Below are 3407 nucleotides of genomic sequence, written 5' to 3' on the forward strand. Positions count from 1 at the left end.
AAAAGCTAGAGATAAATCTCTGGCTTTTTCTTTTTGATGGTTTCTAAGCCCTTTGCCATCACCTACGCTGAATACCAGCTACGGACACTTCAAAAATAAGGGATATAAATACTTGAATATAATTAAGTTATAGACATCTTTCAACACCTTCCCTACAAAGATAGCACTTAGTTAGCAGCACTAAAAAAGTATTAAAAAAAACGATGAGTATCTGTATATACAGTGCTTTCGACTGTTTTCAAAAAAAACAAAAATTAGAAAGTTGCTTTACAAACAACACCATGTTTCTGACTATTTCATGTTAATAAGCCCTATCGAAATCCAAGTATATTTTTAATCTCTATTAAAATCATTCTTACTTCTTTATAGGTATGTATCCTTTGTCACCACCTTCTAGCAGATTTCGCTGGTGCATTATATCTAAGATCTTCTCCATTTGCCTTTGGTGACTTTCTACAGAGCGTTTATGATACTCAAGATCCTTTTTCAATATAGGATATTCAATTAATCTTCTTTGAAACTCTTGGTAATCATCTGGAGTAAAAACCTCTTCAATATTATTGTTCTCGGACAGTTCTTGTCCGGTGCTGTCCGTAGCTGTGTCTGCCTTAAGTATATCAAGCATTTTAGAAGATATCTGATATGCGTTATTCTCCTTCAAAAAGTAACTTTCAAGACGTCTGCGGACGGTTCTGTCCGTAACACCTAACAGTTTTGAAACCTCTGATGTAGTGTAATAATCTTTACCCATTACCAATACGTTTTTTAATATCCTCGATTAGCTGGCTATTAGGCCCATCCTTGTTAATCAGACGTTTTTTAACTTCACTAATAAAAAAGCCGGACACATTTTTTATGTTGTATTTTCTAACCATACCATTAATGTCGGTACACCATTCAATGAACATTTCGTTATTTACAGCTTCCTTTAATAGATCTCTGTTATATTGAATACCTACATCTGTAAATAAAAACTTATCCTTCAGATCTCTAATTGTTTCAGAGCTAAAATCCCAAGCTATAGAAACTTTTTTGGAAAGCTCTTTTGTTTCTAAATCTTCGTCTCTATTCTCAGGAATGAAATATGGTTTAAAGGTTACCATACTATACTTACGCCCTGTTTTTATAAGAGTGTATTTAAAGCTATAAGGAGAATGTTTATCTAGTTCTTTTTGAGCACGAACAATGACTTTATTTACAAAATTAGTAGGTCTATTTTTGTACTTATGTTCAACTCCAAATATTTTTTTTAGCTCATCTATTTTGTAGGTAATTGGTTCAGTTTTTCCCGAAAATAGTTCGTAGAAGCGCATAGCATAATGGCTTTCAAACGCCATAGCAGTTTTAAGTTCATATTTTCTATGACCCTTAGAAAAGTCTAAGAAAGATTTCATCAATAAGGGAGTGACGGTAAATTTGACCGTATCTGATCGCTTTTCTATTATAGGTTGCTCAATGATACCATAATAACCCCAGGCTTCAGAATCTTCATACTCAAACCCTTTATTTCTCAAACTTATCAAAGCTTTTTTGACAGGCTCATAGTTCTTGTCATTCTCATGAGCTAAAAAACATTTAATAGGCAAAGAAAATTGAGTTGGCCCAAACAGATCTTCTTGCATTGAATAATCGTAATTTAACTTCAGTCCTTTAGTTTTAGCCTGGAGGACTTCGATAATACGATACATAATACGCTTCTCATGCACGCTAAAATCGTATTTAGCAGTAGTCATTACATAAGACTGCACTAAGTCTAAGTTGTTCTTGATTTTCATACTCAATTAGTTATACTGTAAATATACTAAATACTACCTACATAATTATAGGTTGGTTTTTAGTATTAATGAGGTAGCAGTTAAAAAAACAACAAAACAAATTAGTATTAATCAGGTAGCAGTTAAAGTTAATTACTACCTGTAGAATTATAAAGTAGCAGCTAGTATTACAAAAGTTGCAGTTAGAAAGATAAATAGTATTATAAAAGTTGCAGTTAGTATTATAAAAGTTGCAGTTATAAATTACAAAAGCTTCTTAAGCCCTAATTTTTATATTGCTCGCGACATTCGATGCTAAATCGGTAAGTCATTAGTAAGTTTTGAATATAAAGGCAAGTCATTAACAATTGAAAAAAAAGGTATTTTAAGGATTTTTTGAAGGAAAAAATCAGCTCTCAGATGGAGAAGTGTGATTCGGTTGGGACTCCGTCCCCCCGAGCCCCCCTTTTTTTGGAAATGTGGAGAAGCAGAACGGAGTGGAACTAAGGTAAACCAGGCGCCATTTTTTCCGCTTTTTACAATCTTTAAGGCGCTTATTCACTTTGCGGATACATGAACACATATAAATCAAATAAAGCTCTTAAAACGCCTTATTTGCCTTTTACTATTTTTACAATATGAATTGGTTCCGAAATCTTTTTACACACCCAGCAGAAGTTGAGTATTTCAGAGATCTTAAAAAGTCCCGCCGAAAAGAAGTCTTTTTTTCCCCTTTCTTATGGAAGCTAAATGCAGCTTTTTTAAGGACAAGATTAAAGCTGAAGAAAATGATTAATTCGCCCAAGAAAGGGGAAAGGTAAGTTTTTGCATATCAAATACATGTACCCTTTAGAAAGGTATATATATATTACTTACTAAACTTTTTGACTATAAATCCAATCCTGGTTAATTACACGTGGATTAATCAATATGATGAATTCTTATTGCTGCCCAGGCGTCAGAGAAAAATCCCATTCGATCCATTTCACTTACTTCTTTCATTTGAGACTCATATACGTCCATGAGAGCGTGGAGCTTTTTCTCATAGATATCAACTGCATACGAAAAGGTTTCAATTTTCATATGGTCAGTCTTCCCGGTGTCAATTAAATATTGACTAATTACTCTAGTGGCTTTTGATCTATTTATTTGTGTAATTACAGACATAATATTTTTTTAAATTCATCAAATATAAAATATGTGTTTTTATCAAAATCAAAAACCTAGAATATAGACTTCCCGGATGTTTGAATCTACCATTTTTTTAAATAGCAAGGTGTGGATAATGGCACACATTCGTGTTTGTTATCCGACCTTGCTTTTAATAGCCCCAAAAGGCCATTAAAAGAACAAATTACTCCAGAGTCGCAATTTAAAAACTACTTAAGAAATTAAAAGTAGTAGTTAGGAAGTATGAATCTTATGATTCATACTATATCAAATACATTTTTTAACGTAGACACCCTACATTAAAAAATGTATATTTGTGTAAAAATAAAACCCACCTGCACCTGCAGATGGGTCATAAGATTAACGATTTAACTCTTGGAGTAAAAACGTCAATGACAAGATAACGACTGCGAATTCGATCATTTTGTTATAGGTTCTAAGGGAGTTAATTTTTAAAAAAAGCTAGAGATAAATCTCTGGCTT

3 protein-coding genes are annotated in these 3407 nt (G+C 32.7%); all 3 read right to left on the reverse strand.

Annotated features, from left to right (window positions below; all coding sequences use genetic code 11):
- Positions 1–355: 355 nt before the first annotated feature.
- Positions 356–751: a hypothetical protein gene (locus SJY37_RS15575; protein ID WP_379953371.1), complete on the reverse strand. Its 396-nt coding sequence runs from the start codon at positions 749–751 to the stop codon at positions 356–358.
- Positions 744–1775, reverse strand: a complete 1032-nt coding sequence (locus SJY37_RS15580) for a replication initiation protein (RefSeq protein WP_379953372.1) — start codon at positions 1773–1775, stop codon at positions 744–746. The genes SJY37_RS15575 and SJY37_RS15580 overlap by 8 nt, the downstream gene beginning before the upstream one ends.
- Before the next feature lie 900 nt (positions 1776–2675).
- Positions 2676–2921: a hypothetical protein gene (locus SJY37_RS15585; protein ID WP_379953373.1), complete on the reverse strand. Its 246-nt coding sequence runs from the start codon at positions 2919–2921 to the stop codon at positions 2676–2678.
- Positions 2922–3407: the final 486 nt, after the last annotated feature.

It is taken from the genome of Dokdonia sp. R78006 (genome assembly GCF_042466145.1).
Lineage (GTDB): Bacteria > Bacteroidota > Bacteroidia > Flavobacteriales > Flavobacteriaceae > Dokdonia.

Coding starts and splice junctions, on each gene's coding strand:
- SJY37_RS15580 (WP_379953372.1), bottom strand. CDS start 1,775: ATGAAAATCAAGAACAACTTAGACTTAGTGCAGTCTTATGTAATGACT.
- SJY37_RS15585 (WP_379953373.1), bottom strand. CDS start 2,921: ATGTCTGTAATTACACAAATAAATAGATCAAAAGCCACTAGAGTAATT.
- SJY37_RS15575 (WP_379953371.1), bottom strand. CDS start 751: ATGGGTAAAGATTATTACACTACATCAGAGGTTTCAAAACTGTTAGGT.